The organism is Streptomyces sp. NBC_00887, assembly GCF_045207585.1.
This window is the reverse complement of sequence record NZ_CP108788.1, coordinates 7,176,996-7,198,322: the sequence shown is the minus strand read 5'-3', so window position 1 is coordinate 7,198,322 and position 21,327 is coordinate 7,176,996. Positions and strand designations below refer to the sequence as shown.

14 protein-coding genes are annotated in these 21,327 nt (G+C 72.3%); 7 read left to right on the top strand and 7 right to left on the bottom strand.

What is annotated here, in order from left to right; translation table 11 throughout:
• The 7 genes from OG844_RS32840 to OG844_RS32810 all read left to right on the top strand — a co-directional run bounded on the left by OG844_RS32840 (position 1) and on the right by OG844_RS32810 (position 12,038).
• Complete coding sequence (locus tag OG844_RS32840) at positions 1-1,404, top strand: PP2C family serine/threonine-protein phosphatase (protein WP_406395263.1); 1,404 nt, start codon at positions 1-3, stop codon at positions 1,402-1,404.
• 166 nt (positions 1,405-1,570) lie between these two features.
• The gene (locus OG844_RS32835) at positions 1,571-2,932 is read left to right on the top strand and encodes a vWA domain-containing protein (protein WP_406395261.1); all 1,362 of its coding nucleotides are present in this window, start codon (positions 1,571-1,573) and stop codon (positions 2,930-2,932) included.
• Between the two features lie 110 nt (positions 2,933-3,042).
• A complete protein-coding gene (locus OG844_RS32830) occupies positions 3,043-4,338 on the top strand; it encodes an FHA domain-containing protein (RefSeq protein ID WP_406395259.1) in 1,296 nt (431 codons plus the stop codon).
• A 74-nt stretch (positions 4,339-4,412) separates the two neighbouring features.
• Positions 4,413-4,817, top strand: coding sequence for a globin (locus tag OG844_RS32825; RefSeq protein WP_406395257.1), 405 nt, complete (start codon positions 4,413-4,415; stop codon positions 4,815-4,817).
• Between the two features lie 162 nt (positions 4,818-4,979).
• Positions 4,980-8,294: an FtsX-like permease family protein gene (locus OG844_RS32820; RefSeq protein ID WP_406395255.1), complete on the top strand. Its 3,315-nt coding sequence runs from the start codon at positions 4,980-4,982 to the stop codon at positions 8,292-8,294.
• A gap of 1 nt (position 8,295) precedes the next feature.
• The gene (locus OG844_RS32815; RefSeq protein ID WP_406395253.1) at positions 8,296-11,073 is read left to right on the top strand and encodes an FtsX-like permease family protein; all 2,778 of its coding nucleotides are present in this window, start codon (positions 8,296-8,298) and stop codon (positions 11,071-11,073) included.
• Positions 11,070-12,038 carry an ABC transporter ATP-binding protein gene (locus OG844_RS32810; RefSeq protein ID WP_406395251.1) on the top strand — a complete coding sequence of 323 codons (969 nt, stop codon included), beginning with the start codon at positions 11,070-11,072 and terminating at the stop codon, positions 12,036-12,038. The genes OG844_RS32815 and OG844_RS32810 overlap by 4 nt, the downstream gene beginning before the upstream one ends.
• Positions 12,039-12,047: 9 nt before the next feature.
• Here OG844_RS32810 and OG844_RS32805 read toward each other — a convergent pair whose 3' ends face one another.
• The 7 genes from OG844_RS32805 to OG844_RS32775 form a co-directional block, all read right to left on the bottom strand.
• Complete coding sequence (locus OG844_RS32805; RefSeq protein WP_406395249.1) at positions 12,048-12,746, bottom strand: hypothetical protein; 699 nt, start codon at positions 12,744-12,746, stop codon at positions 12,048-12,050.
• Complete coding sequence (locus OG844_RS32800; protein WP_329210993.1) at positions 12,743-13,165, bottom strand: thioesterase family protein; 423 nt, start codon at positions 13,163-13,165, stop codon at positions 12,743-12,745. The genes OG844_RS32805 and OG844_RS32800 overlap by 4 nt, the downstream gene beginning before the upstream one ends.
• Before the next feature lie 2 nt (positions 13,166-13,167).
• On the bottom strand, positions 13,168-14,832 hold the full coding sequence (gene ettA / locus OG844_RS32795; RefSeq protein ID WP_329210991.1) for an energy-dependent translational throttle protein EttA: 1,665 nt from the start codon (positions 14,830-14,832) through the stop codon (positions 13,168-13,170).
• 185 nt (positions 14,833-15,017) lie between these two features.
• The gene (locus tag OG844_RS32790; RefSeq protein ID WP_406395247.1) at positions 15,018-16,487 is read right to left on the bottom strand and encodes a Cys-Gln thioester bond-forming surface protein; all 1,470 of its coding nucleotides are present in this window, start codon (positions 16,485-16,487) and stop codon (positions 15,018-15,020) included.
• 278 nt (positions 16,488-16,765) lie between these two features.
• A complete protein-coding gene (locus OG844_RS32785; RefSeq protein WP_406395245.1) occupies positions 16,766-17,341 on the bottom strand; it encodes a single-stranded DNA-binding protein in 576 nt (191 codons plus the stop codon).
• Between the two features lie 92 nt (positions 17,342-17,433).
• Positions 17,434-19,518, bottom strand: a complete 2,085-nt coding sequence (locus OG844_RS32780; protein ID WP_406395243.1) for a GTP-binding protein — start codon at positions 19,516-19,518, stop codon at positions 17,434-17,436.
• Positions 19,515-21,155 (bottom strand): dynamin family protein, encoded by a 1,641-nt coding sequence (locus tag OG844_RS32775; protein WP_406395241.1) that lies wholly within the window; start codon positions 21,153-21,155, stop codon positions 19,515-19,517. The genes OG844_RS32780 and OG844_RS32775 overlap by 4 nt, the downstream gene beginning before the upstream one ends.
• Positions 21,156-21,327: the final 172 nt, after the last annotated feature.

The following is a 21,327-nucleotide window of genomic DNA, read 5'->3' as shown; positions in this document are numbered from 1 at the left end:
ATGTCACAGATCCACCAGCAGGCGTCCTTGCCGGGGTGCCCCAGCTGTGAGGAACCGCTGGAGTCGGGCGACCTGTTCTGCGGGGCGTGCGGGTACGACCTCTCGGCCGTGCCCGCCCCGCCGGGCGACCGTCCGACGGTCGCCATCACCGTCCCCGCGCAGAGCGCGGGCGCCGGTCCGGTGGAATGGCCGCCCGCTTCCGAGGTCGACAGCTCGGACCTGCCCGCGCCGACGCACCGTCCTGCCGACCTTCCGGGCCTGGATTCGGGCGGGAAGCCCCTGCCGACCACGGCCCCCTCGGCCGTCCGCTTCGACGAACCCGACGCCCCCGCCGCGGAGCACCCGGACGCGAACCGCCCCGACGTGGACCGCCCCGACGCCGCCTCGGGCGACTTCGAGCTGGCTGCTCCCGGGCCGGCGGCACCCGACCCCCGGACCTCGGAGCATTCCGGTGCCGGTGTCCCGGTCGGCGTCAAGGTCTGTGTGGCGTGCCGCTCAGGTCACGTGGACACCGACGGCTACTGCGAGAACTGCGGCCACGCCCAGCCCCGCGAGCGCGACCACATGGAGCAGGAGCTCGGTTCCGTGGCGGCTGTCAGCGACCGCGGCCTGCGCCATCACCGCAACGAGGACGCGTTCGCGGTGTCCTCCACCGCGCTGCCGGACGGGTCACCGGCCGTCGTGGCGATCGTGTGCGACGGAGTGTCGTCGGCGAGCCGGCCGGACGAGGCCTCGGCCGCGGCCGCGACCGCCGCCAACGAGGCACTGTTGGAGTCGCTGCCGCGGGGCACGCATCCGCAGCAGGCGATGCACGAGGCGATTCTTGCCGCCTCCGAGGCGGTCAACTCCCTGGCGCAGGAGCCCGGTCGTGCGATGGAGCACGATCCGCACCGTCATCAGAACGCCCCGGCCTGCACGCTGGTCGGCGCGATCATGGCGGGCGGCCTGCTGGTCGTCGGGTGGGTCGGTGACAGCCGTGTCTACTGGGTGCCCGAGGACCGCACGAATCCGCCCGCCCGGCTCACCGAGGACGACTCGTGGGCCGCGCAGATGGTGGCGACGGGCCTGATGAACGAGGCGGAGGCGTACGCCGACGAGCGCGCGCACGCCATCACGGGCTGGCTCGGCGCCGACGCGTACGAGCTGGAGCCGCACACCGCTTCCTTCAAACCGGACCGGCCCGGTCTGGTGGTGGTGTGCACCGACGGATTGTGGAACTACGCCGAGTCGGCGGTGGAGATGGCCACGGCCGTGCCGCCCGAGGCGTACGAACGGCCGCTGCACGGAGCCCAGGTACTCGTCGGTCATGCGCTCGACGGCGGGGGCCACGACAACGTAACAGTGGCCCTGCTCCCGTTCGCCGTGCCGACGCAAGGGGCAGGATCGGCCTACAGCACCGCCTGAGCCGCGTTCGGTCCGCCGGTCACCGTCGGTCCACCTGTCACTCCGTACTGCCAGCCGTCTTCCGCCCTCTCCTCACCCTTCCAGTTCTTCTTGCCCCTCCCGTCCTGAACTCTGTCCGCATATCTGTCTTCATCTGACATACGTGGATCCTCAAGGAGCCGATCAGATGGCCAACTTCTCCAAGTCGAACGTGCCGCAGTTCTCCGTCGAGGTGTACCAGAACGAATATCTGCCCGAGGGCGGGCGCGAGGTCAACGCGATCGTCACCGTGACCTCGACGGGCGGTGGCACCACCGGCCGTGTGCCGCTGACCGGTGCGTCCGCGGCGGCCGTGCACACCCCGGGACAGGCGCCGGACGCCGCGGTGGTGCTCATGGTCGACTGTTCCGGCTCGATGGAGTACCCGCCGACCAAGATGCGCAACGCCCGAGACGCGACGGCGGCGGCCATCGACACCCTGCGGGACGGCACGCAGTTCGCGGTGGTCGCCGGAACCCATGTGGCCAAGGATGTGTACCCGGGCGACGGACGGCTCGCGACCGCCGACGCGCAGACGAAGGCCCAGGCGAAGGACGCCCTGCGGCGGCTGAGTTCGGGCGGCGGTACGGCGATCGGTACGTGGCTGCGGCTGGCCGACCGGCTGCTGGGCGCGGCCGATGTGGACATCAGGCACGGCATCCTGCTCACCGACGGCCGTAACGAGCACGAGTCGCCGGAGGACCTGCGGGCGGCCCTGGACGCGTGTGCGGGCCGCTTCACCTGTGACGCCCGCGGGGTGGGCACCGACTGGGAAGTGAAAGAGGTCACAGCCATCGCCTCCGCGCTGCTCGGCACGGCGGACATCGTCGCCGACCCGGCGGGACTCGCCGCGGACTTCACGCAGATGATGGAGAACGCGATGGGCAAGGAGGTCGCGGACGTGGCGCTGCGGCTCTGGACGCCCGTCGGGGTCGAGATCGGCTTCGTCAAGCAGGTGGCCCCCACGGTCGCCGAACTGACCGACCGCCGCACGGTGGCGGGCCCCCGCGCCGGGGACTATCCGACGGGCTCCTGGGGCGACGAGTCCCGGGATTATCACGTGTGTGTACGGGTTCCCGAGGCGGGCATCGGCCAGGAGATGCTGGCGGCCCGGGTCTCGCTGATCCTTCCCGCCCCCTCGGCCGGCGAGGCCCCGCAGACCCTGTCCCAGGGCCTCGTACGGGCGGTCTGGACGGACGACATGGCGGCGTCCACGTCCATCAACCCGCAGGTTGCCCACTACACAGGTCAGGCAGAACTGGCGCAAGTCATCCAACAGGGCCTGGACGCGCGCAAATCGGGAGACTTCGACGGCGCGACGGCGAAACTCGGCCGTGCGGTGCAGCTCGCATCGGCCTCCGGAAACGCGGATACTGCGAAACTGCTTTCGAAGGTGGTCGACGTTGTCGATGCAGCGACCGGTACTGTGCGACTGAAAGCGAGGGTGGCGGAAGCGGACGAGATGACACTCGAAACACGCTCCACCAAGACCGTTCGCGTCAAGAAATAACAGTACGTACGACAGCGAATCAGCCGTGCGGAGGCCACCCGGCCGACCGGACGGCGCACCTACGAGCATGACGGCCTCCGGGCCGGACGAGGAGAGGGGGAAGCGCCGACATGCCGACCTGCCCGAACGGACACCAGTCGGGTTCCGAGGACTGGTGCGAGGTCTGCGGACATCGCATGGCCGGGGCGGGCGCGCCCGCGGGCGCTGTCCCCCCGCCGCCTCCCCCGCCGCCCGCGCCCGGTTACGGGTACCCGCAGGGTCCCGGGGAGCCGACCGCCCAGGCCGAGCTCTGCCCGCAGTGCCGCACCCCGCGTGAACCGATGGCGCCGTTCTGTGAGGAGTGCCGCTGGAACTTCCTCACGAACACGGCGACGTCGTACACCCCGCTCGCCCCGCAGGGTGGCGTCGGGGGCCCGGTCCCCGGGCTGAATCTGCCGCCCGGCTTCCAGGCCCAGCAGGGCCCGCAGCAGCACGACCCGTTCGAGTACCAGAGCTCGCGGCCCTCGCAGATGAACCGGCCCGCCGAGCCGCTCTCACCGGAGCAGGCAGGCCGGCCGGGCCCGCCACCTCCCCCGTCGTTCCAGCAGGGCCCGCCGCCCCCGCCCTCCTTCCAGCAGCAGTCGTCGTCCCCCTTCGAGCGACAGGGGCAGCAGGGTCAGCCCGGGCAGCCCTCGCCGTTCGAGCCTCAGGGACAGCAGGGACAGCAGGGGCAGTCGGGGCCTCAGGGACAGCAGGGTCACCCTTCGCCGTTCGAGCCGCAGCACCAGGGTCCGCCGTCGCCCCCGTCGTTCCAGCAGCAGTCCGCGCCGCCGCATCCGCAGGCTCCGCAGCCCGGCGGGGACGACTGGATGCTGCCGCCGCCCTCGCAGCAGCAGCAACCCCCGCAGGGCTTCCAGCAGGGACCGCAGACGCCGCAGGCCCCGCAGCAGCAGCTCTTCCCCGGCCAGGGACCCGGTCAGGCTCAGGGACAGGGCCCCGTCCCCGGCCAGAACCGGCAGCCGGTCAGCTGGTCGGCCGTGATCGCCCCGGACCGCGAGTACTTCCTGGCGATGATGCAGCGCAGCGGCCCCGAGGCGACCGGACTCAACCTGCCCGCGTACTCCCCGGAGCAGCACCTTCCGCTCACCGGCAGCCAGATCACGATCGGCCGCCGCCGGCACAGCACCGGCGAGTCCCCCGACATCGATCTCGCCGTGCCGCCGGAGGACCCGGGCGTCTCGCACCAGCACGCCGTGCTGGTGCAGCAGCCGGACGGCAGCTGGGCAGTCGTCGACCAGAACTCCACCAACGGCACGACGCTCAACGGCGCCGAGGATCCGATCCAGCCCTATGTGCCCGTCCCGCTCCAGGACGGCGACCAGGTGCATGTCGGGGCCTGGACGACGATCACGGTGCGCCGCGACTGAGCCGGTTCCCACCCGCCGGGTACCGGGGTCCTAGGACTCCGGTACCCGGTCGGCGCGTCTGCGACCATGGACGGGTGACAGAGATTCCGCGCGACACGCTTCAGGAGCAGACCTTCTACGAGCAGGTCGGCGGCGAGGAGACCTTCCGGCGCCTGGTCCACCGCTTCTACCAGGGGGTCGCGGACGACCCGCTGCTGAGGCCGATGTACCCGGAGGTGGATCTGGGTCCGGCCGAGGAGCGGTTCACCCTGTTCCTCATGCAGTACTGGGGCGGCCCGCGCACCTACAGCGACGAGCGGGGCCACCCCCGGCTGCGGATGCGGCACGTTCCGTTCCGGGTGGACCGTGCGGCGCACGACGCCTGGCTCGGCCATATGCGGGTGGCGCTCGACGAGCTCGGGCTGTCCCCCGCGCACGAGCGGCAGTTGTGGGACTACCTCACGTACGCAGCCGCCTCGATGATCAACACCGAGGGCTGAAGACCCCCTCACCGCGCACGTGCGGAATCCGGTGCTCCGCCGCCGGATAACGGTCACGATCCCATCAATAGCGACCGCAAGCGGTTTCCAGGAGCCCGTGCACTCTGAAAGCATCCTGGGAACGTCGGGGGGCGTGCGGCTGCTGAGGGTTCGGGGGATCGGGTGACGGGGTTCGTCTTTCTGCGTGTGCGTGCGCACCGGCTGCTTCTCGCGGCCGCCCTCCTGGCCGTGCTGCTCACCACCTGTGTGCTGGCCGCTCTGACCGCCTTCTCCGGTTCCGTCGGGGACGCCGCCCTGCGGCACACGCTGACCCACCGCTCCGCCGAGTCCGCCTCGCTGTCCGTGTCCGCCGAGGTGGACCGCGAGCGGCGTGAGGAGGCCGACGAGACGGTCCGCAGGGCGGCCCGCGCGACGTTCGACGGGCTGCCGGTGACCGTACGGACGCTGGAGACCTCGGGGCCGTACGCGCTGCCGCGGGGCCTCCAGGATCCGGCCGGGCGGCGCGGCGAACCCGACCTCACGCACCTCGCTTCGCTCGACCGCAGCCGCGTCCGCCTCGCCGAGGGGCGCATGCCTGTCGCCGGAGCCGGTGACGCTGCCGGGCCGGTGCAGGTCGCGCTCCCCCGTACCGCCGCGGAGGCACTGAAGCTGAAGCCCGGCGCGCGTCTCACCCTCGCCGACCGGCTGGGCGGGGCACCGCTCCAGGTCGAGATCACCGGTCTGTACGAGGTGTCCGACCAGGCCGACCCGTACTGGCGGTTGGACGCGCTCGGCGGGCGCGGGGTCCGCAAGGTCGTTTTCACCACGTACGGTCCGCTGCTCGCCGACCCTGCGGTGCTCACCTCCGGCCGGCTCAGTCCCGGCGGGGTGTCCTGGCTGGCCGGCGCCGACTTCCGTACGGTGACCACCGGCCGGACCGGGGACCTGCACCGCACCTCGACGGACGGTCCGAAGGCGCTGTCGGCCGCCCCTGTGTTCGACGGCGGGGTCACGGTGCGGACCTCACTGCCCACCGTCCTCGAACAGATCGACCGGGCGCTGCTGGTGTCCCGCTCGACGATCATGATCGTCGCCGTCCAGCTGGTCCTGCTCGCGGGTTACGCCCTGCTGCTCGTGGCCCGGCTCCTGAGCAGCGAGCGAGCCGGCGAGACCGAACTGCTGCGGGCCCGGGGCGGCTCGCGGGGCCGGATAGCCTCGCTGGCCGCGACCGAGGCACTGCTGCTCGCCGCGCCGGCCGCTCTCGTCTCCCCGCTGCTCGCCGGACCGCTGACCCGGCTGCTCGCGGACCGGAGCGGGCTGACCCGGATCGGCCTGCGGCTCGGCGACGGTGTGACCGGCTCGGTGTGGCTGGTGGCCGCCGCCGTCGCCCTGGCTTGCGCGCTGGCCGTGGTGGCACCGGCGCTGGCCGCGAGTGCGGGCGGGCGGCGGGGCTCCCGCGCCGCGGCGCTGCCCACTGCGGTGCGCGCGGGCGCCGACCTCGGGCTGCTGCTGGTCGCCGCTGTGGCGTACTGGCAGCTCGACCGGCAGACCGGGTTGTCCGGCAGCGGTGCGCTCAGTGGCGACCGGGAGGGCGATCTCGGCATCGATCCGCTGCTGGTCGCCGCGCCCGCGCTCGCCCTCCTCGCGGGAACCGTACTGACTCTGCGGCTGCTGCCACCTGCGGCGAGGCTCGCGGAGCGCCGTGCGGCGGGCGGGCGGGGACTGTCCTCGGCGCTGGCCGGCTGGCAGTTCAGCCGCCGTCCCCTGCGTGGTGCGGGGCCGGTACTGCTGCTGGTGCTGGCCGTGGCGACGGGCATGCTGGCCATCGGCCAGGCCGCCTCGTGGGACCGCTCGCAGAGCGACCAGGCCGACTTCCGGTCCGGTGCTTCGGTACGGATCGTGGCGGGGCTCGGCAACGACCCGGCGAAGGCGGCGCCGTACACGGATCTGCCCGGCGTGCGCGAGGCGGCTCCGGCGTTCCGTGCGACGGCCGAGCTGTCCGGCGGGCGGACGGCCGAGGTGCTGGCGCTGGACACCGCGCACGCGGACGAGCGGATGCTGATGCGGAGGGACCTCGCGGGCTCGGCACCACAGAAGGTGTTCGACGCGATCACCCCGCCGAAGGCTGCGCGTACCGGGGTGACGCTGCCGAAGGGCAGCACACGTGCGGTGTTCGATCTCCGGATCCTCGACGAAGCGGCGCCCGGGGTGAGGAAGCCCGCCGGTTCGGCTCCGCTGGTGAGCGTTCTTCTGGAGGACCGCTACGGCATCGGCTACCGGATCGGTGCCGGAGCCGTTCCCGTCGACGGGCGCGAGCACACCGTCTCCGTCCCCGTGTCGCCGTCGGGCGAACTGGCCGTGACCGGCTTCGAGGTGGACGGCGATGTGCCCGCGGACCGCGCCGAGAGACGACTGGTCTCGGTGACGGGGCTCAGGGCGCGGACCGGCAGTGGGAGCGAGGAGCCGGTTCCGGTCCCTGACGGGGTCCGCTGGCGGGCTGCCACGACCGTGACCGAAGCCGGGGAGGTGAGGCCGGGCGAGACACCGCGGACGGTGACCGGCTCGGGTGCCGCGCCCTCCTTCAGGTACGGCACCGGGGCCGTCCTGACGCCGGAGCCGTTCTTCGGCGGCGGCCCGGTCGGCACGCTCCGGATCACCGCGATCCGTGCACCGGCTCCGGCGCTGAAGGCGGTGGCGACCGACGCGTATCTGACGTACTCGGGGGCGAAGCTGGGCCAGGACGTCGACCTCACGCTGGCGGGCCAGACGGTCCGGGTGACCCTGGCGAAGGCGGTGCGGCAGCTGCCCACCACAGGTGCTCCCGTGGCCGTGAGCGGTGCGGAGTCGTCGACGAAGCCCGGCGGGAGCCTGCTCCTGGACCTCAGGGCCGTGTCCGAGGTGCTCGCCCACCGGTCCGGAGCCGCCCTGGCGCCCACCGAGTGGTGGCTGAGCACGGCACCCGGCGACGGGCCTGACGTGGCGGCCGAGCTGCGCAAGCTGCCGGGTACGGACCCGGCCCAGGTGCTGGTGCGCGACGAGACGGCCCAGGAACTGGCGGACGACCCGCTGGGAGCGGGTCCGCAGTCCGCGCTGCTGGCGGTCGCCGCGGTCGCCGCCGCGCTGGCCGCAGTCGGCTACGCGGTCGGCCTCGTGGGCTCGCAGCGCGAACGGTCCGCCGAGTTCGCGGTGTTGCGTGCCCTGGGCACGCCCCGCCGCAGGCTGGCCCGGATGGTCGCCGCGGAGCAGGGGATCCTGATCGCCGTCGCGCTACTGATCGGGCTCGCTCTGGGGGCTGTACTGACCAGGGCCGTGGTGCCGCTCGTGGTGCTGACGGGCCGGGCGGCGCGGCCGGTGCCTGATGTCCTGGTGCTGCTTCCTGCCGGTCAGGTCGCCGTGCTGCTGGCCGCCGTGGCGGCGTTCCCGCTGCTGATCGTGGCCGCCATCACGCTGAGGCGGGCCGACCCCGCCGTTTCGCTGCGCCACCAGGGGGACAACTGACATGACCGCCGCCAAGATTCCGGCCGCCTGCGCCCCGTGGGTCCGTACGCGGCTGCGTACCGCCCCGGGGATCAGCGCCGCCCTCGCGGTCCTGGTGTTCCTGACGGCGTTCCTCGCCGCCGCGTTCCCGCGTTCCGTGGACGCGTACGAAGCGAAGGCACTGCGCCACGACATCGGCACCGCGTCACCCGGGCTGAGCGTGCTCGAGGTGACCACGCCCCCGCCCTCGCTCGCCGCACCGCGTGCGGTGCGCGAGCAGTCCATGCGTGAGGAGGCGCTGGCCGGAGTCGACCGCGCGCTGGTGAAGGGCCTTCCCTCACCCGTACGGGCCGATCTGCCGCGCTCCTCCTACGGGGTGCACACGTCGAAGCCGATCGTCGCGCAGGAGGCCTGGCTGCCCCGCCCGGACGCGATGCCCGCCAAGCTGTTCTACGCGGCCCCGTCGGCGCTCCGCGAGCACAGCAGGCTGGCCGAAGGCGGCTGGCCCGTCGCACGCGGCGAGGTGACAGCCGCCACCCGTGAGGTGGAGGCGGCCGTCACCGAGGAAACCGCTGCGGAACTGAAGATGAAGGTGGGCTCCACCCTCTCGGTGCCCACCCAGGGCGGGAAGTCGCTGACCGTACGCATCACGGGGCTCGTGACCCCGCTGCAGCCGAAGAGCGGCTACTGGTCGGTCGACCCCCTCCACCGTGCCCCGTCCCTGGTCGCGGACCCGGGTTCCCGGACGCCGGTCTTCTACTGGCAGGGGACGCTCCTCCTGGCTCCCGACACCGGACCGGCGCTGCTGGACACGGCGGGCGAGCCGGAGCTCTACTGGCGCGTCGCCCCGGACCCCTCCGGACTCACCGCCGCCGACGCCCCCCGCCTCCGGGACGCGGTCGCCTCGCTGGAGAACGGCCCCGAGCTGCTGGAACTGCGCACGCTGGCCGGGCCCAACACGACGCTCACCACGGATCTGGACGCCATTCTCGACGCCTACACGTCGATGCGTGCGGCGATCAGCCCCGTCGTCACGGTCGCGGCCGTGGGGATCGGAGCGGTGGCCGCCGTGGTCCTGCTGATGACCGGCGGGCTGATCGGCGCCCGCCGCCACGGCGAACTCGCCCTGCTGCGCTCCCGGGGCGGCTCGCTGCGGGGCATCGGCGGTCGGCTGCTGGCCGAGACCGCGGTGGCCGTCCTGCCCGCGGCGGCGCTCGGGCTGCTGCCGGCCGTCCTCGTCATCGTCATCGGCGAGGCCCGCTGGTGGCCCTCCGTCGTCGGTGCCGCCTCGGTCGCGGTCCTGGTCTGCGTGGCGCTGCCGCTCCGCACGACGCTGTACCACCGCAGGCCGCTGCTGCACGGCGCCCGCGAGGACGTCGTGAACGCCAAGCCGTCGCGGCGGCGTACGGTCGCCGAACTGACCCTGCTCGTCCTGGCGGTCGGCGCGGTCGCCGCCCTGCGCCGGCGGGGTACGACAACGGGCTCGGACGCCGATCTGCTGGTCAGCTCGGCCCCCGTCCTGGTGGGGCTGATCGCCGCTCTCGTTCTCGTACGGCTCTATCCGCTGCCGCTGCGGCTGGCGGCCCGCCCTGTCGCGCGGCTGCGCGGAGCGGTCGGCTTCCTGTCGCTGGCCCGGGCCGGCCGGACCGGCGCGAGCGGCACCCTGCCGCTGCTGGCCCTGCTGATCGCTTTGACGACGGCGGCCTTCGGTGGTTCGGTGCTGGCCGGGGTCGCCGACGCGCGGGACGCCGCGGCACTGCGGGCGGTCGGTGCCGACGCCCGGATCAGCGGCGAGAACGTCGGGCTGACGGCGGTCCCGGACAGCCTGGTCCGCTCGGTGCGGGGCATGGACGGTGTCCGGGACGTGGCGGCCGTACGCATCGAGTACAGCGTTCCGCTGGCCGCCGACCTGGACGTCAGAGGGGACACCGAACGGGCGACACTGCTGGGCGTGGAGCCGGGTTCGTACGCCCGGCTGGCCGGGGAATCGGGTCAGCCGGCGTTGCCCGTCGGCCTGCTGAAGGCCCGCCGGGAACAGGGCGACGTACTGCCGGCGATCGCCTCCCCCGAGGTGGCGGAACTGCTCGGCGACGAGCCGCACACGATCCGGTCGGAGGGCGGGGACATCACGGTGCGGGTCGCCGCCGTCCGCTCGCGCACGTCCGCGGTGACCGATTCCGGCTTCCTGATCGTCGACTCCGCGGGGCTCCCGACGCGGCAGCCCACGACCCTGATGGTCACGGGCGCGGCGGCGGACGGCGAGGAGCTGCGGGCCGCCGCGCAGGGCGCGGGCCAGTTCACCGTCCGGCTGCGCTCGGAGGAGCGCAAGGCGTTCGTCGACACCCCGATGCAGTCGGGCGCCGAGCGGATCTACGGGGCGGCTGTCGCGGCGGGCGCCGGATACGCGCTGCTCGCCGTGCTCCTCTCCCTGCTGCAGACCGCACCGGAGCGCAGGACGCTGCTGGCCCGGCTGCGCACCATGGGGCTCACCACCCGGCAGGGCCGGCGGCTGCTCGCGTTCGAGGCCATGCCGCAGGCGCTGCTGGCCGCGTTCGGCGGGCTCCTCGTCGGCTGGACGACCATCGCCCTGCTGGCACCCGGAGTCGACCTGGCCGCGCTGGCGCTGGCGGGCGGGGAATCCGGATCATCGAACGCCGCTTCACTGCGGGCCGACCTCTGGTCGCTGGCCCTTCCGGCGCTGGGGGTGGTCGTCCTCGCCGCAGCCGTGGCCGGCGTCCAGGCCTGGTGGGCGAGCCGCCGTGGATCGATCAAGGAACTCAGGGCAGGAGACACCCGATGACGTCGTCGACAGAGACCACCCTGGCGGAGCTCGAACAGCGGGCCTCCGCACGCCGCGACCGGCCGTCGTACGGGCATGACGCGCTGATCGCCTGCGACCGGCTGGTGCGCATCTTCTCCACGGACGGGGTGGAGGTGCAGGCCCTGCAGGGGCTCGACCTGCTCGTCACCGAGGGCGAGTTGATGGCGCTGGTGGGCGCCTCCGGCAGCGGGAAGTCCACCCTGATGAACATCCTGGCGGGTCTCGACGTGCCCACCGCCGGGTCGGCGAAGGTCGCGGGCTGCGATCTGCTGGCGATGGGGTCGAAGGAGCGCCTGCGCTACCGCCGCGATGTGGTCGGCTTCGTCTGGCAGCAGACCTCCCGCAACCTGCTGTCGTATCTGACCGCCGTTCAGAACATCACCCTCCCGATGCAGCTGCGCGGCGGCGGCCGGAACCGTGAACGGGCCGCGCGTGCCGAGTCGTTGCTGCAGATGCTCGATGTCGCGGACTGCCGCGACCGGCGTCCCGCGCAGATGTCCGGGGGCCAGCAGCAGCGGGTGGCCATCGCGGTGGCCCTGGCCAACAACCCGTCGGTGCTGCTGGCCGACGAGCCGACCGGTGAGCTGGACTCGGCCACCGGTGAGCAGGTGTTCGCGGCGTTCCGCCGTGCCAACGAGGAGCTCGGTACCACGATCGTGATCGTCACCCATGACCTCGCGGTGGCGGGCGAGGTACGCCGCACGGTCGCGATCCGTGACGGCCGTACGTCCTCCGAGGTGTTGCGGCGCACGGAGGTCGACGCGGCGACGGGCCAGGAGTCGCAGGTGGCGCGGGAGTACGCGATGCTCGACCGGGCGGGCCGGCTGCAGTTGCCCGCCGACTACACCGAGGCGCTGGGCATGGAGCACCGGGTGATGCTGGAGCTGGAACAGGACCACATCGGGGTGTGGCCGGACGGACCGAAGGACACACCGGCGGAGTAGTGCGCGGGCTCAGGCCCTCTGGACCGTCACCGCGAGGTTGCCGAGTCCGCCGCCCGCGCCCCTCAGGGCGATCGAGCCGAACGGGGTGCGCAGCCGCAGCCACGATCCGGCACCGAGCAGCGCGACGGGGAAGTCCGGGGCAGGCTTCAGGAAGCCCAGGGACTGGGCGGCGTGGACGGCGCGCAGGGGGAGTTCGGTGTCGCCGACCGTGCGGGACCAGATGTCGCGTCCGATCAGATCGCGTTCCGCCCGGGTACGGCGGTCCTCGGGCAGCGCCTCGTCACGCGCCCGGAACTCCGCGACGGCCTCGGTCAGCGCGGCGCGAAGGACCAACGGCCCCGGCAGTCCGGGCCGTTCCTCCCAGCCGCGGCGCGGCGGCAGCACTCCGGTCCACGGCGGACCGGTCACGGGTGCGGGCAGGGCGCCCGATCCGGCGCTCACCTCGTCGCTCTCCCCGGTGTCCAGGGATTCGAGGAGCTCACCGGCCGAGACGGTGGTGTCGAAGTCGTGCGTGCCGGACAGCCGGGCCGTACGGATCGCGAGGACCTCGAACGACGGCGGCCGGCCGAACACCGCCAGCGCGCCGCCGCCCGCCTGGAGGCGGACAGCGGCGGCCCGGTCGTAGTGGAGCAGCCGGCCGAGGAAGGCGGCGAGATCCGCCGCCTCCCTCGCGTCGGCGAACTGCAGAGACCGTACGGGCACCGTCATGCGGCGGCAGGTTCCTGATCGAGGTATTCCTGCAGGAAGAGCTTCTCCTCGGCGGTGATCCGCCGGGGCCGCTCCTCCACCAGGTTGTAGGGCACGACTATCGTCGACGCCCGTACGTAGACCTGTTCGGGGTCCTTGATCTCGTAGGCGATCGTCAGCGACGCGGCACCGATCTTCGTCACCCACGACTCGACGGTCACCGGCGCGTGCCGGTGGACCAGCGGTCGCACGTAGTCGATCTCGTGCCGTGCCACGACGGACCCGCCGGCGAAGGACGGCGAACCGTCCCCCGGCGCCAGCCGGAACATGAAGTCGATGCGCGCCTCCTCCAGGTAGCGGAGGAAGACCACGTTGTTCACGTGGCCGAAGGCATCCATGTCCGACCAGCGCAGCGGGCAGCTGTAGATGTGACGAGCCACGATCAGCCTCGCGTGAGCTTCTTGTACGTGGCACGGTGCGGACGGGCCGCGTCCGCGCCCAGGCGCTCGATCTTGTTCTTCTCGTACGACTCGAAGTTGCCCTCGAACCAGTACCACTTGGAGTCGCCCTCGTACGCCAGGATGTGCGTGGCGACTCGGTCCAGGAACCAGCGGTCGTGGGAGATGACCACGGCCGCACCGGGGAACTCCAGCAGCGCGTTCTCGAGCGAGGACAGGGTCTCGACGTCGAGGTCGTTGGTGGGTTCGTCGAGGAGCAGCAGGTTGCCGCCCTCCTTGAGCGTCAGCGCCAGGTTGAGGCGGTTGCGCTCACCACCGGACAGGACGCCGGCCGGCTTCTGCTGGTCCGGGCCCTTGAAGCCGAACGCGGAGACGTACGCCCGCGAGGGCATCTCGACCTGGCCGACGTTGATGTAGTCCAGCTCGTCCGACACGACGGCCCAGAGGGTCTTCTTCGGGTCGATGTTGGCGCGGGACTGGTCGACGTAGGAGATCTTGACCGTGTCGCCGACCTTGATGGCGCCGGAGTCCGGCGTCTCCAGGCCCTGGATCATCTTGAACAGCGTGGTCTTGCCCGCGCCGTTCGGGCCGATGATGCCGACGATGCCGTTGCGGGGCAGCGTGAAGGACAGGTCGTCGATGAGGACCTTGTCGCCGAAGGCCTTCGAGAGGTTCTCGACCTCGACGACGATGGAACCGAGACGCGGGCCCGGCGGGATCTGGATCTCCTCGAAGTCCAGCTTCCGCATCTTGTCCGCCTCGGCCGCCATCTCCTCGTAACGGGCGAGGCGTGCCTTGGACTTGGTCTGCCGGCCCTTGGCGTTGGAGCGGACCCACTCAAGCTCTTCCTTGAGCCGCTTCTGGCGCTTCTCGTCCTTGCGGCCCTCGACCTTGAGGCGGGTGGCCTTGCGCTCCAGGTACGTGGAGTAGTTGCCCTCGTAGGGGATCGCGCGGCCGCGGTCGAGCTCGAGGATCCACTCGGCGACGTTGTTCAGGAAGTACCGGTCGTGGGTGACGGCCACGACGGCGCCCGGGTACTTCGACAGGTGCTGCTCCAGCCAGTTCACCGACTCGGCGTCGAGGTGGTTGGTGGGCTCGTCGAGGAGGAGCAGGTCCGGGGCCTCGATCAGCAGCTTGCAGAGCGCCACACGGCGCTTCTCGCCGCCGGAGAGGTTGTTGACGGGCCAGTCGCCGGGCGGGCAGCCCAGGGCGTCCATGGCCTGCTCCAGCTGGGCGTCCAGGTCCCACGCGTTGGCGTGGTCCAGGTCCTCCTGGAGCTTGCCCATCTCGTCCATGAGCGCGTCGGAGTAGTCGGTCGCCATGAGCTCGGCGACCTCGTTGAAGCGCTTGAGCTTGCCCATGATCTCGGCGGCGCCGTCCTGGACGTTCTCCAGGACGGTCTTCGACTCGTCGAGCTTCGGCTCCTGCATGAGGATGCCGACGCTGAAACCGGGCGTGATGTACGCCTCGCCGTTGGACGGCTGCTCGAGGCCCGCCATGATCTTCAGCACCGTGGACTTACCGGCACCGTTGGGTCCTACGACACCGATCTTCGCGCCGGGCAGGAAGTTCAGGGTGACGTCATCGAGAATCACCTTGTCGCCGTGCGCCTTGCGCGTCTTGCGCATGGTGTAGATGAACTCAGCCAAGAGAAACCGTCCGGCAGCAATAGAGGTGTGGGCAGATACACCCATCTTGCCTGACGTACGCACCCTGACGGAAACCAGTCCGCCCCCCGGTACCCCCGTCCTGCCGCCCGGAACGCACCGGGCCCGGTGCGCGCGTGCGCACCGGGCCCGTCACCGGCGCATCGTCACGATGCGCGAGCGGTCACTTACTCGGCGTTTCCACCGTCATTGCCTTCGCCGGCCGGCTTCTTCTTGCGGAGCAGGAAGACCGCGCCGCCGCCGAGGACGAGGAGGCCGATGGCGATGCCCGCGATGAGCGGCGTGGCGCTGGACCCGCCCGTCTCGGCGAGATCGCCCTCGATGCCGGTGGAGCTGGTGCCGGTCGAGGCGGGCACGGGCTGCTTGGCGCTCTGCGTGCCCACGCCGTCTCCCGTCGCGGTGCTGCCCGCGGTGGCGCAGTCCAGGACGCCCTTGAAGTTCTTCCGGAAGCCGCCGGGCCCGGTGATGGTGAAGTCGTACGCCTGGTCCTCGGCGACCGGGATCGTCACCGTCCTGGTGGCTCCCGCCTCGATGGTGTGCTCGAAGCCGACGAGCTCGAAGGTGAACGGGGCGTCCCCCTTGTTGGCCGCGGTGATGTCCACGCCGCCCTTGGCGCAGTTCTTCTTCGCCGTGAGAGCGGGCACGGCGCCCGTCTCGGCCCAGGTCGCGGTGGCCGTCGCGGAGACCGTGGACTCGCTGGAGCCGGCCAGAATCTGCGTCTGGCTCCTGGTCACCCCGGCGAACGCCCGGCCGACAGGCACGGAGGTGGTCGCCTGGACGGTCAGTGCGGCGGAGCCGTCCGCGGTGTCCTCGGGGATGTCGAAGTAGAGGCCGGTGCCGTCGGCCGCCTCCGTGATGGGCTTGCCGTCCTTGTCGGTGATGGTGATCCCGCTGGCCGCGGCGTCGGCGGGCGGCGCGACGGAGACCTGGCCCGCGTCGGTGCGGACCGTGACCGGGCCGAGCCGCCCACCCGCACGTCCGGAGACCGCGGCCGGGTCCAGGGCGAGGGATGCCTTGGGCTCCGCCATGTTGACGGCCTCGTCCTCCAGCCAGTCGGCGAGCTTCTCGGCCTGCTTGTCGGCGGCCTCGACCTCTGCGTTGTCCGAGTAGCGCCAGATGGCGACCTGGGTGCCCGCGGCAGCGGTCCGCTCGGTGAGCGGCCCGGTGCCTGCCTTGTCGGCGAGGGCGGCGAGATCGTCGACCTGGGGGTAGGAGTGCTGCAGGATCCAGCGGATCTTCCCGGCGTTCCTGTTTGCGCCTAGCGAGGTCTGGTTCCAGGGGGTCTCGAGGTACTTCGCCTGGTCCTGGGTGGGGTTGTGGATGTCGATGCAGTAGGTCTTGAGCCGGCCGCCGCCCTCGACGGTCATCTCGAACAGACCTGCGGGAAGCTCCTGAGTCGTGCGCTCCTGGCCGCCCTCGCCGCCGGTGTGGAGCAGCGCACGGTCGAAGGTCTTCAGGCCGTCCAGGACCGCGGTCGCGCCGCCCTGGTGCTGACCCGTCTCCTCCGCCGCCGCCGTCGTCGCACCGCCGAGGGTGCCGGCCGCGACGAGACCGGACGCCAGCGCCGCGGCGGCCCACCGGGCGAGACCGCGTCCTCGGCGGTCTCTCCGGCTCCGGTCCGGCACCTGGTCGCGCATCCGACCCCGGCTTCGGCCCCGTGCGGAGTGCTCCGTCGCCGCAGTGGACGGCGAAGCAGACGCTGCGGACGCAGAAAACACAGAAAACACAGAATTCCCCTCCGTGCGAGGCCTTCACGCATGGTGCGTGTGTGGGGATTGCCTCGCCAGCAGACTCAAGTGCCGCATGAGTACTGAGGAATCCTAAGGAACGGGCGAGGGACAGTCCCCCGTCATACCGTTGGATAACCATTCCGACTCGTAATCGTTATCGCCTTCTCCGGCGCGTCCTGCCTATTTCAGGACACGGACACCATCTCCGTGGCCTGTTTCTGACGATGCGCCGATTCCTGCGGGAACCTGACCGCCGCGCCCTCGCCTGCCCCGCTCCTGCCTGCCCCGCTGCCGCCTGCCTGGCTCCGGTCCGCCCCGCTGCCGCCTGCCTCGCCGCCATGCGCCTCACTGCCGGCCGCACTCCCCTTCGGGCGCGTCCGACGGGCCGTCAATGACGGCTCCCCCCTCACCACACGCCGGAAGGCGGCTGTCCCCCGGGTCAGGTCATGTCCCACCGCCACGGCCTCGATGTCCACAGAGGTCTTCCAGGTTCCGTCCCGCTCCTCCTCACGAACCTTCAGACGGCCGTGCACGACGAGGGGTTCTCCGACGGAGACGGAACCGGCCAGATTCGATGCCAGCGTCCGCCACGCCCACACCGTGTAGAAGCTGGTGTGCCCGTCGGCCCAGTGCTGCTTCTCGCGGTCCCATCGACGCGGAGTCGCCGCCATCCGGAATCGCGCCATTCCCCCCGTGGCCGTCTCCCTGAACTCCACTCCGGTCGCGGCATTTCCCACCAGCGTCACCAAGGTCTCGTTCATTTCGTCCCCCGTATCCGTCCTGCACCGGTCCGGTGGGATCCGGTGTGATCCCATGCTGGACGGAAATCGGGAATCCTGCCGGCGCCTGTGGACTACCGGCCGGTTGTGGAAAACTCCGTCACCGCCACGTACCGCTCGCGCACCTCGCGGTAGCGCGCCAGTTCCGCCGCAACGGGGTCCAGGACCCTGGCCCGGCCGCATCCGGCCGCCGCCTCGCGCAGACGCCTTTCGGCCTCCTGCCCGTACCGTCGCGCCGGGCCCCGCGCGGCAGCCGCGCAGGACCACTCCACGAGCGGTCCGCCGACGACCCCGCCGAGCATGAGCAGCGCGGGGGCGACGAGGCCCGGTTCGAGTACGCCGATGATCTGACCGAGCAGCCACAGTCCGCCGAAGATCTGAAGCAGCGTCATCGATGCCTGCGCGAGCACCGCGGCGGGCCACCACGCGGGCCGTGGAGGCCTGACGGGCCGGCCGCCGAGCGCCCCCGCGGCAGGAGCGACGCCCCTGGCGGAAGCCCCGGAACCGAGAGGTCCTGAGCCAAGAGGTCCTGAGCCGAGCGGCCCTGAGCCCTGGGCCCTCGACCCGGCCGGCCCGCCCTGCGTTCCCTGCATCCCCTGTGCCCCCGCGCCCCTCGCGCCCGAGGTAGCCGCACCGGGATCCGCGGCACCCTTGTGCCCGCCGCCTCCCGCACGCCCCCGGCCGGCCGCTCCCGCGCCGGCCTGGGCGTTGCGTGCGAGCTCGTCCAGCGCCTCCGGCAGGCCCTTCGCCCCGCTCACCGCCGCCTCGCGCACGGCCTGGGCCCAGGGCGCGGGCAGCCCGACGACGGCGTCGTCCGCCAGGGTGCGTACGGCCTGCTCCACGCGCTGCCGGGCGGTGAGTTCCTCCTCCGGTGGCGCGAGCGCCTGCGCCATCAGGTCCAGGCCGCCGAGCTGCCGGGTGGATTCGTACCAGCGCCACAGCCGCAGCCACGGCGTCCCGCAGGCCCTTCCCGCGTTCCTGCGCCACTCGCGCTCCGCCGCCTGCCCCGCGGCGGCCGCGCCGACGGCTTCCGCGAGCCGGTCGGCGAATTCCTCACGCGTCCGTTCACCGAGCCCGGGGCGCCCTTCGGCGACGTACACGGGCCTGAGCCGAGCCGCTGCCGCGGCCACGTCGGCGGAGAGCCGTGCCGCGGCCGCCGTACGGTCCTGGACGAACCGGCCGAGCAGCTCGCGCAGGTCCGCCACCCCGGCGCCGGTGAGGGCGGACAGGGACATGACGGTGGCGCCCGGCTCGCCGTGCTCGCCCACCGCCATGCCGTCCTCGTCGAGCAGCCTGCGCAGATCGTCCAGGACCAGGTCGGCGGCCTCTCCGGGGAGCCGGTCGATCTGGTTGAGAACGACGAAGGTGATCTCCGCGTGTCCGGCGAGCGGTCGCAGATAGCGTTCGTGGAGGGCCGCGTCGGCGTACTTCTCCGGGTCGACGACCCAGATCACCGCGTCGACCAGCGCGAGGACCCGGTCCACCTGTTCCCGGTGGCCGGTCGCGGCCGAGTCGTGGTCGGGCAGGTCCACCAGTACGAGCCCTTGCAGCGCCTCGTCGACGTCCGTACCTCCCTGCACGGGCCTGCGCCGCAGCCGGCCGGGAACGGCCAGCCGGTCCAGCAGCCCGGCGGCTCCGTCGGTCCAGCTGCAGGCGATCGGCGCGGACGTGGTCGGCCTGCGCAGCCCGGTTTCGGAGATCTGTGAGCACGCGAGGGCGTTGAAGAGGGTCGACTTCCCGCTGCCGGTCGCCCCGGCGATGGCGACGACCGTGTGCCGTGAGGAGAGCCGCTGCCGGGCCGACGCCTCGTCCAGGACGCGCCCCGCCTCGGCGAGGACGTCCCCGTCGAGCCTGGCGCGGGAGAGGCCGACCAGCTCGCGCAGCGCGTCGAGTCGCGGGCGCAGGGGGCTGCCCGGCAGTCCGTACGCCTCGACCTGGGGCCGTACGTCGTCGTCCGGCGGACGCTCCCTCTCGGCGCCCTCCTTCAGGGCGTCCGCGGCCCGTCGCGCGATGAGTCCGTCGTCCCAGCGCCCACCTGCCGCCCCCTCCGTTCCTTCGGCGCCCTCGACCCCACCGGCCGCCCCATCGGCCGCTCCGTCGGGCCTTCCGTGCTCGGGACCCTGCCCCCGGTCCCGGCCCTGGTCAGTGACAGCGGTCATCGCTTCCACCTCTTCTTCTGCAGTACGGACAGCGCGGCGATCAGTTCGGCCTGCGGTTCGGGGGCCACTTCGAGCGCGTCGAGGGGGGCGAGCCGCCGGTCGCGTTCGCCGTGCAGGACCTGGTCCAGATAGCTGGTGAGCAGCACTCCGCCCTTGTCGCGCAGCCTCAGTGCGCCTTGGGCGCCGATCCGTTCGGCGAGCTGCTCCCCGGCACCCCGGGCCCGGCGCCCGCCGAGCAGGGCGGCCGCAAGCAGCGCCGCCACCGTCTCGGCGTCGGGTGCGGCATTGCGTTCCAGCAGCCGCGTCTCTTCCTCGGCCAGTTCCTCCAGAACGCGCCGCCAGCGCCGTACGGCCATGGCGATCCGACCCTGGATGTCCTCGGCCGGTCCCCACCCACCGGCTTCCCGGCCCGCCTCCTCGAACCTGAAGTCCCCTGCCGCGGGCTCGCGCTGCCAGGTGGTGCGGATCTGCTCGTCGGCGGCTGCCACGGCGCACTGGAGCAGGGCCGCGAGGCTCTCCACGAGTGCGTCGAGCAGTTCCCCGGCGGTGCTGTACAGCGGATATCCGCGCCACCGGGTACGCGCGTCACCCGCGAGCACGGCACCGTTCTGGAGCCGCCTGCGGACGCGTGACGACTCCGCCCCGTACGCCTCCTCGACCACGCCGATGAGCCGCACCGCCGCCGCGTACTGCGCGGCGACCGCCCCGGCCAGTTCGGGCATCCGCGCGTTGAGCGAGTCGATGACCCCGGACGCCGTACGCCCCACCGCCTGCTGACGGGCCGCCGGATCCTGTGCCCTGTGGGTGAGCCAGGCGCGCAGGGGCGCGACGGCGGTGGTGGGCAGCAGTCCGCTGCCGCCGCCCGCGGACTCGGGCAGCTCCGGGATGGTGAAGCGGGGCACCTCGCCCAGTCCGGCCCGGGTGAGCAGCGCCGCGTACTGCCGGGACACTTCGGCGATCACCTGGTGCGGAACCCGGTCCAGGACGGTGACCAGGCAGGCGTCGTACTCCTTGGCGGTACGCAGCAGATGCCACGGCACCGCGTCGGCGTACCGGGCCGCGGTGGTCACCATGACCCATACGTCGGCGGCACAGATGAGTTCGGCGGCGAGGACCCGGTTCCGTACGACGATCGAGTCGATGTCGGGGGCGTCCAGCAGCGCGAGTCCCCGGGGCAGGGTCGCCGCGGTCTCCACACGCAGCACGGTGTCGTCCTCGCCCTCCGGGCCGAGGTGGTCGAGCCCGTCCGGGTCCGGGGCCTGCCCCGGCGGCAGCCACACCCTGGTGAGCTGCGGCAGCACGCGTACCCCCGCGAACCAGTGGTGGTCGTCCGGGTGGCAGACGAGTACCGGGGTGCGGGTGGTCGGCCGCAGCACACCGGCCTCGCTGACCCGGCATCCCACGAGCGAGTTCACGAGCGTCGACTTACCGGCGCCGGTGGATCCACCGATGACCACGAGGAGCGGCGCATCAGGATCCTTGAGCCTGGGCACCAGGTAGTCGTCGAGCTGGGCGAGCAGTTCGGTCCTCGTCTGCCGGGAGCGCGCGGCTCCCGGCAGCGGGAGTGGAAGACGCACGGCAGCGACACGGTCGCGCAGGGCGGAAAGTGCGTCGATGAGCTGGGGCCGTACGTCCATGGTTACCACATGTGAAGAATGCCCAATTTTGACGCCTTTTTGAAGCGTATAGGCACCCTCTGCGCGGCGGATCCATGTCGGGGACAGAGGGGACGAGTGGGGCGCAGGCATAACGAGTGCACAACACCCGGGGCGTGAGGCGTCAAAAGCGGTGCATGAATCGCACCCACCT

Bases quoted from the DNA above. Each gene is read 5' to 3' on its own strand.
- OG844_RS32840 (WP_406395263.1), top strand. From the start codon at position 1: ATGTCACAGATCCACCAGCAGGCGTCCTTGCCGGGGTGCCCCAGCTGT.
- OG844_RS32805 (WP_406395249.1), bottom strand. From the start codon at position 12,746: ATGACGGTGCCCGTACGGTCTCTGCAGTTCGCCGACGCGAGGGAGGCG.
- OG844_RS32835 (WP_406395261.1), top strand. From the start codon at position 1,571: ATGGCCAACTTCTCCAAGTCGAACGTGCCGCAGTTCTCCGTCGAGGTG.
- OG844_RS32815 (WP_406395253.1), top strand. From the start codon at position 8,296: ATGACCGCCGCCAAGATTCCGGCCGCCTGCGCCCCGTGGGTCCGTACG.
- OG844_RS32810 (WP_406395251.1), top strand. From the start codon at position 11,070: ATGACGTCGTCGACAGAGACCACCCTGGCGGAGCTCGAACAGCGGGCC.
- OG844_RS32785 (WP_406395245.1), bottom strand. From the start codon at position 17,341: ATGAACGAGACCTTGGTGACGCTGGTGGGAAATGCCGCGACCGGAGTG.
- OG844_RS32780 (WP_406395243.1), bottom strand. From the start codon at position 19,518: ATGACCGCTGTCACTGACCAGGGCCGGGACCGGGGGCAGGGTCCCGAG.
- OG844_RS32775 (WP_406395241.1), bottom strand. From the start codon at position 21,155: ATGGACGTACGGCCCCAGCTCATCGACGCACTTTCCGCCCTGCGCGAC.
- OG844_RS32830 (WP_406395259.1), top strand. From the start codon at position 3,043: ATGCCGACCTGCCCGAACGGACACCAGTCGGGTTCCGAGGACTGGTGC.
- OG844_RS32790 (WP_406395247.1), bottom strand. From the start codon at position 16,487: ATGCGCGACCAGGTGCCGGACCGGAGCCGGAGAGACCGCCGAGGACGC.